Annotated in this window: 6 protein-coding genes; all 6 read right to left on the bottom strand. The window is 51.1% G+C overall.

The features are described 5' to 3' along the window. Positions 1–12: 12 nt before the first annotated feature. Positions 13–2,265 (bottom strand): AraC family transcriptional regulator, encoded by a 2,253-nt coding sequence (locus tag EJQ19_RS01945; RefSeq protein ID WP_241242681.1) that lies wholly within the window; start codon positions 2,263–2,265, stop codon positions 13–15. A gap of 50 nt (positions 2,266–2,315) precedes the next feature. After that, positions 2,316–3,179 (bottom strand): carbohydrate ABC transporter permease, encoded by an 864-nt coding sequence (locus EJQ19_RS01950; protein ID WP_126139532.1) that lies wholly within the window; start codon positions 3,177–3,179, stop codon positions 2,316–2,318. Continuing rightward, positions 3,173–4,057, bottom strand: a complete 885-nt coding sequence (locus EJQ19_RS01955) for an ABC transporter permease (protein ID WP_126139537.1) — start codon at positions 4,055–4,057, stop codon at positions 3,173–3,175. Before EJQ19_RS01955 ends, EJQ19_RS01950 begins: the two co-directional genes overlap by 7 nt. 176 nt (positions 4,058–4,233) lie before the next feature. Further along, positions 4,234–5,844: an extracellular solute-binding protein gene (locus tag EJQ19_RS01960; RefSeq protein ID WP_126139533.1), complete on the bottom strand. Its 1,611-nt coding sequence runs from the start codon at positions 5,842–5,844 to the stop codon at positions 4,234–4,236. A gap of 261 nt (positions 5,845–6,105) precedes the next feature. Next, complete coding sequence (locus EJQ19_RS01965) at positions 6,106–6,612, bottom strand: CBO0543 family protein (protein ID WP_126139534.1); 507 nt, start codon at positions 6,610–6,612, stop codon at positions 6,106–6,108. Between the two features lie 83 nt (positions 6,613–6,695). Continuing rightward, positions 6,696–7,190, bottom strand: a 495-nt coding sequence (locus tag EJQ19_RS01970) for a beta-ketoacyl-[acyl-carrier-protein] synthase family protein (protein WP_420901655.1), incomplete at its 5' end; no start/stop codon positions are given.

Raw genomic sequence — 7,190 nt, forward strand, 5'->3', positions numbered from 1 at the left:
ATTTCCCGGCAGTCAGCCTACCGTCTTCTTGCGAAACTCGCTCGGCGAGATGCCATAATATTTCTTGAAGGTCGTTGTAAACGTGGACGCGTTGAGATACCCGGTCTTCTCCCCAATTTCCGCCACGCTCATCTCCGAATGCCGCAGAAACTCCCGGGCATGGGACAACCGGACCTTATTGAGGTAATCCACATAGCCGACGCCGAACGTTTTCTTGAAATAGTTAGAAAAATATTTCGGACTCGTATTCAGCAGCTCCGCCATATGGTCGAGGTACAAATTCTCCATATAATGCAGCTCGATATACTGATTGATGAACTCCGGATTCAGCTTGCTTTTCCCTTCTTGCAACCGTTTGTTGCCGATGAACCGCACGATTTCCTTCAGTGCTTCCATCACCTCGGCGCGGCTATAGGCCTGGTCCACCCGTCGACAGAACGCCATCTCGAGCTGCAGACTCTCTTTGCTGTCGGCCGCCCCCTGTTCGTTAGGCTTCATCAGATGGAAGAAAAGACTTTTCGCAAGATGAGCAAACTGATAATGATGAACGCCGCGCTCCGCATTCTCTTCAAATAAATTCTCCAGGAGGCTCAATGCCTCATCTGTTTTGCCGCTAAGCAAAGTGTTGGACAGCTTCTCCATCTTCTCAAACGAAAATTGAATCGCGGGGACGTACCGAATATTCTCCAAATCGACAACCGCACAAGCCGAATCGATATTTCGGTAATCCCGGCCGTTTTGGAGATCCTGGTAAGCTTCCTGGCAGCTCGATACTTTAGACTCGTACAACCTGCTGAGGCCGGCCCACAGCACGAAGCCTGCAAGTTCTTCCTTGGCCGCCCGCTTCATCCAGCTTTCCAGCTTATCAAGCACCGCCCTTCGCCCGGAAGGTTGGGAAATCCCAACCATCACCGTGAACTGCAAGCCGCCGGTATAAAAGACGGCAACTCGTCCCGCTTCGCCAAGCGCGTCCTCCAACATGGCCGTAATTGCTTCAACCCGGGGTTCCTGCCGGGAATCGCCCTCCACGGGAGGCTTGATCTGCACAGCCGCCATGACAAACTGCCGCTCCGGGAAAAAGAACTCATACACCGGCTGCAGCTGCATTTCCAGCTCCCGGGTATGCGTGTAGCCGTCCAGCATCTGCAGAAACAGACTCCTGCGGAGCTCTTGATCCGCGAATCGGATCTGCTCCTTCAGCGTTTCGTTCTCCGTCTGCACCTTGACGATACCGCTGTAGATTTTGCGGAAATCGTTCCCCTTAAGCTGGCCGCCGCCGAACAGCTTTAGAATATCCTTGACCGGCCGGTACAAATAGACGCTGAGGAAGGCAGACAGCAGCACGGCGCATATAATCGCAGACATCATAATCAGATAATTGGCGTTGCCCACGGAATTAATATTTTGAAACTGATACGGCACTTTGTTGATATAGATAAAATCGTTGTATTCCGACTTGTAGAAGTGGTACTCTACATTTTTGCGGGTCAGCGTCGCTTCCTTCTCAGGACTAAAATACACCTCGTTCAGAAGTTCGCCCGGCTCCTGCTTCGGATCGGTGCTCAGCACCACATTGCGGTTGGCGTCCAGCACAAGAAGGGAAGCGCCGGGAATCATCGACTTCAGGTCGATTTGCTTGAGCAGCTTCTCCGCATTCAGCAGCACCATCACGTTCTTATTGGACAGGCGCACTTTGTTCCCATCCATGACGACCATCAGTTGCTGACTTCTGCGAGTTAAACCGTCCGTGGACACCGCAAAATCCGCGATCGGAAAAAAGGTAAGCGCATGCTTAGCGTTCATAAACATTTTCCAATAATTGGGCGTATATGTGTCGTGTTTGTACTTTTTGTCGAACAATACGCTGAAATCGCTGGTTCCCTTAGCCGTTACCGCCAATTCCTGTCCGTCGTAGAACACGATGATGTCCTCCACATAATCGATGGACGACGCCAGTCTGGCCAGGTGCTCCTGGAGCGTATACACTTTGGCCATGTCGATCGTCTTGTCTTCCGCCGCCGGATCGTACGGCAGCCCGTGGACGGAAAATATCAGATTGTTCACCGTGGCAAAGGAACTGTCGAACGACTGAATAATATTTTGCACGACGAGCCGGTTGTTCTGCGTAACTTTCTCGTAAATCCCGGAAATCGAGTTCTTATAGACGATGTAGTTGGCGATAAACATGATCACAATGACTAACAGTAATGCGCAAAAAATTTGTAAGAGTCCTCTGCTCGCCATTAAACGGTTCATGGGCGTCATCTTGTCACCTCGCTCAGGTTCATCCAACTACTATTCCACATGCGCCCGTTTCAACCCTTTTCCGAGCCGAGCATCACCCCCTTGGCAAAGTATTTTTGTGCGAACGGATACATCAACAGCACCGGAATCATCGACAGGACAATCGTCGCATTCTTCATCGCCTGCGGCGCCAGTGCAGCCCGGTCGACCAGGCCGGCATCATTCTCCGCGTTATAGATCAGCATATCCCGAAGCACCACTTGCAGCGGATACATATCTTTGTCGCTCAAATAAATCATCGGGAGGAAAAAACTGTTCCAATGCCCCATGAAGTAGAAGAGCCCGATCGAAGCTAGCGCCGGCTTGGAAAGCGGAATGACGATGGAGAACAAAATGCGGTAATCGGATGCGCCGTCAATGACGGCCGCCTCGCGAATCTGGGAGGACATGTTTTCGTAAAAGCTTTTGAGAATAATCAGCTCCATCGTCCAGATCGCATTCGGCAGCGCTAACGCCCACACCGTATCAAGCAGCCCAAGCTGTTGGACGACCATATAAGTCGGAATAATCCCCGCGTTAAAAAACATCGTCATCACGATCATCAGCATAAAAAACTTCCGTCCGAAAAACGTGCGCTGCGAAAGCGGGTAGGCGGCGATCGCCGTAAACAGCAGATTAATAAATGTGCCCAGTGCCGTATAATACACCGAATTCAAGTACGCACGCGGAATTTTATCGTTCTTCAGTACCTCCCGGTAGGCGTCGAGATTGAGCCCTTTGGGAAAGAGGAACACTTTGCCCTGAATGACCGCCGACGTATCGCTGAGCGACACCGCCAGGATGTACAGCACAGGATACAGCGTGGCAATCGCGATCACGGATAACACGAGGGCGTTTACAACTGTAAACAGTGTAATTTTGCGGCTGCCTACCATAATCCGTTCCCCCCGATCCGCTTGCTGATATAGTTGGCGCCGAGCAGCATGACCATCGCAACTAACGCTTCAAACATGCCCACTGCCGCCGCATAGCTGTAGTTCGATTCCAACAACCCTTTCCGATACACATAGGTGGAAAATACATCGCTGACCTCATACGTCAAAGGATTGTACAGCAGCAGCACCTTCTCGTATCCGATGCGAATCATCGAACCCGTTTTTAAAATAAACATCACGAGCAGCGTCGGCATGAGTCCCGGCAGCGTTATATGCCGCATCATGCGGAAGCGGCTGGCGCCGTCGACCTTTGCCGCCTCATACAGCGTGGGGTTGATCCCCGCAATCGCCGCCAAATAAATAATCGCTTCGTAGCCGATTTTCTCCCAAATATCCGAGATCACATAGATCGGGCGGAACCAGTTCGGGTCCACCAGGAAATATTTCTTGGGGAAGCCGAGCGCAGCCAACAATTGATTGAGTAACCCGCTCGTCGGTGACAGGAAGTCGATAATCATAGAGCTGACGATGACCACGGATAGAAAAGCCGGCAAATAACTCAAGGTTTGCACAGACTTTTTGAACCAGGTCAACCGAACTTCGTTCAGCAGGATAGCGAGGAGAATCGGGAACGGAAAGCCGAAGACGAGCGTGTAAATACCCAGCAGGAAGGTGTTGCGAAAGAGCAGCCAAAAATCCTGATTCGTAAAGAATTGGATAAAATACTTGAAGCCGACCCAGTCGCTTCCCCAGACCCCGGTAAACACGCTGTAGTCTTTAAAAGCGATAATTAAGCCGTAAAGCGGCCCGTACCGAAAAAGAAGATAGAACAGCAGGCACGGGGCAAATAATATAAGCAGCTGGCGATCCCGCTTCATATGCTTGAAGGCCGCAGCCCATCGAACTTGTCTCGATGCTGTCCGCTGCCGTTTGGGCGCTGTTTCCTCTACGATGGGTTGTTGCACATGGGTTCCCCTCCGATCCGATCCCGGCAGGGCGCCTTAACCTGGATGCCACACAACGTTGGCCTAAGGCGCCCTTACCGGCTTCTGTCTTATTTTGCGGCGTCGTACCGCTTCTGTGCGTCGTTGTACACCTTCATGTAGGCGTCCACGCCTTTTTTGGCAATGGATTTTTTCCATTCTTCCCATTGCTCGTCGCCGTATTTTTTATCCAGCACATACTTGGCATTGAACTCCTCCGCTGCCTTTTGCAGCGACGTTTGCAGCTCGGCGAGGGTGGAAATCTCCGCATCGGTAAAATTGAGAATCGGATCAATCGGCTCCCGCTTGTTGCCTTTCAAGATTTTATCCTGCGCTTCTTTCTCTTTCTCCGAGAATTTGTAGTATACGCTGCGGTGATCCGGACGGAGATACGCACTTTCCAGCCACATCGCATAGCGGTCTTCCAGCACGGAAATATCGACGAGCGGCAGATCCTTCAGCTCCGGGTACACCGGCGCGCCGTCTTTGCCCCACTCGAAGTTAACCCCTTCAACCCCCAGCGTCATCAATTGCGAGCCGGATGGGGAGGTCAAATAATCAAGCAGCTTTAACGCCGTTTCTTTATTCTTATTGTTCGCCACAGTTACGCTGAAATCGGACACCTTTGGCAGCGTTCGGATATTGCCCGTCGGACCTACCGGATTCGCATAGCGCAAATTATAGTCCGGGTTCTTCGCTTTGATCTGGTTGTAGAACAAATCCAGACGACCGATCCAATCCCACGTCACAAACGATTTGTCCGTGGTCATCTTGGTTGTCCAGGAATCCTGCGTATCCGTCAAAAATTCAGGATCGATCAGCCCTTCGTTATACAGCTTCTTCATGAAATCCAGCATATTTTTGTGCTCTGGCTGAATGCTGGCGAACTTCCACGTTTTATCCTTCTCATCGTAGTACGCCGGATAGGCGTCGCTGCCGATGCCCCAGCCGTAAGACCAGTCTTTGAAAATGTTGACCAGCCCCTTGGAGGCGTACGGGTAGGCGTTCGGATACGCTTCTTTCAGCTTTTTCAACGCCTGGTAGAACTCATCCGTGTTCGTCCATTCCTTAATTCCGAGCTTGTCGAAAATATCCTTGCGGTACAAAAAGCCATGATTGACATCGCGATTCAGTTCATAGATCGGCCAAGTATAGAGCTTCCCGTTCTCGTCGCCGTACGACTTGACGACCCAACTGTTGTCTTGCATGTAGAGCTTCTTGAAATTCGGCAGGATGTCGGCGAAATCGTTGATCGCGACAACGCCCTTTTGCTTCCCGATCTTTTTGAGCTCTGCCGCCTTGAGCCCTTCAAAGATGTCCGGCAGCTTCCCGGAAGCGACAATCACTTTGAGCTTATCTTGGTAGGTTTGCGGGGAATACGTTTGAAATTCAACTTTGATGCCGGTACGCTTTAAAATTTCCTGAACCACGAGCTTATCTTCTTTAATGTTCGTCGAGTTGCTCGGCAGCATCCACGTAATTGTCGTCGGCTCATTGACGAGCGGCAGTTTCAACCCTCCCGTATCACCATATGGATTAGCGGCTTGGGTAACTGCGGGGGCTGTTGAGGCGCTGGCGGTAGCACCTCCATCCTTCTGGCCCCCGGTCGTCCCGCTGCAGGCAGCCAAGATCGAAGTCATCATGGCAATGCCGGCTAAGGAGCTGATCAGCTTCTTGGTCATGTTTGTTCCTCCCTTTTTTGGTTGGTGCTGTGTTCTGAATTTATCATAAAAGCGCTTTCTCGGGTCGTAAACTTCGCGATTTCCGCACTCGTCATTTTTTCGCGGGCATCTTGCTGAAAAGCAAAAAAACCTTGCTGCATCAAGGTTTTTCAGCATGTAGAGAATACTAAAGAGGTAGAAAATAATAAAATTCAGCTTTGAGACATGCAGAAAAACCCTTACGAGGAAGGGTTGGAAAGAATATCTGACATTGCGCTACGATCATTGCTTCCACAATGGGACTTTAAAGACGATAAGCAAAAACGTGACCGCAGCCAGCGAAAAAAGCAGCGCTTTTCCCGCGCTGCGATGGTGCAAACGAATCGCAAAAAACATAGCGAAGTAAAAAATGATCGAATACGGAAATTTCCAACCATGATCATACGTGATTACCCCGTTAAGATGCCAGAAGAATTCAAGAACGGAAAAGCCTGCAATCCACGCGAGGTAATACAGAACCGTCTTTATATTTCCTTTTTCAGGGAAGTGGTGCAAATACAACATAGCCGCAGCAGGCAGCAGCACAATGGAGTTGATCAAATCCGTCACGATATGGTTTAACAACCAGTCAGGATGGTATTCCCACAATAAATATTCATTGCACAATAAATTGTATAGCAAGTTACAGTACGATAAATACAGCGCGGTTTGATAATAGCGGCGCCAAGCCTTCAACGAACCTGTCACCATCGCTGTGAACAAGAAAATGATGTTGCTGAACAAGATCATGGACGGATCCTCCAACTTCACGCATCGGATATATGAATTATCGGCATTCGCGGAGGATTTTAACCTTAACGTTTACGATTTCATCAGCCACGATACGCCTTCAGAGCAATCACCGCATTATGCCCGCCGAAGCCAAAAGAATTGGACAAGCCGATCGTCAGCGGCGCCTCCGCATGCCGTGCCTCATTCGGCACGTAATCCAAGTCGCACTCCGGGTCCGGCTGCTCCAAATTGATGGTCGGCGGGATGATGCCTGTCTGCAGCGTCTGCACCAGCGCGATGGCTTCTATGCCGCCCGCCGCGCCAAGCATGTGGCCAGTCATCGACTTGTTGGCCGTTACCGGGATGCGGTACGCCTGCTCGCCGAACAGCCTTTTGATCGCTTTCGTCTCCGACTTGTCGCCGAGCTCCGTGCTGGTCGCGTGCGCGGAGATCACGTCGACCTGCTCAGGTCGCAAACCAGCGTCGGCCAGCGCCAGCTTCATCGCCTGATGCGCCCCCGTCCCCTCGGGATGCGTGGCGACCATGTGATAGGCGTCCGAGCTGCTGCCGTAGCCGATCACTTCCGCATAGATGCG

Source organism: Paenibacillus whitsoniae (assembly GCF_003955665.1).
GTDB lineage: Bacteria > Bacillota > Bacilli > Paenibacillales > NBRC-103111 > Paenibacillus_E > Paenibacillus_E whitsoniae.

Coding starts and splice junctions, on each gene's coding strand:
- EJQ19_RS01955 (WP_126139537.1), bottom strand. CDS start 4,057: ATGAAGCGGGATCGCCAGCTGCTTATATTATTTGCCCCGTGCCTGCTG.
- EJQ19_RS01950 (WP_126139532.1), bottom strand. CDS start 3,179: ATGGTAGGCAGCCGCAAAATTACACTGTTTACAGTTGTAAACGCCCTC.
- EJQ19_RS01945 (WP_241242681.1), bottom strand. CDS start 2,265: ATGACGCCCATGAACCGTTTAATGGCGAGCAGAGGACTCTTACAAATT.
- EJQ19_RS01960 (WP_126139533.1), bottom strand. CDS start 5,844: ATGACCAAGAAGCTGATCAGCTCCTTAGCCGGCATTGCCATGATGACT.
- EJQ19_RS01965 (WP_126139534.1), bottom strand. CDS start 6,612: ATGATCTTGTTCAGCAACATCATTTTCTTGTTCACAGCGATGGTGACA.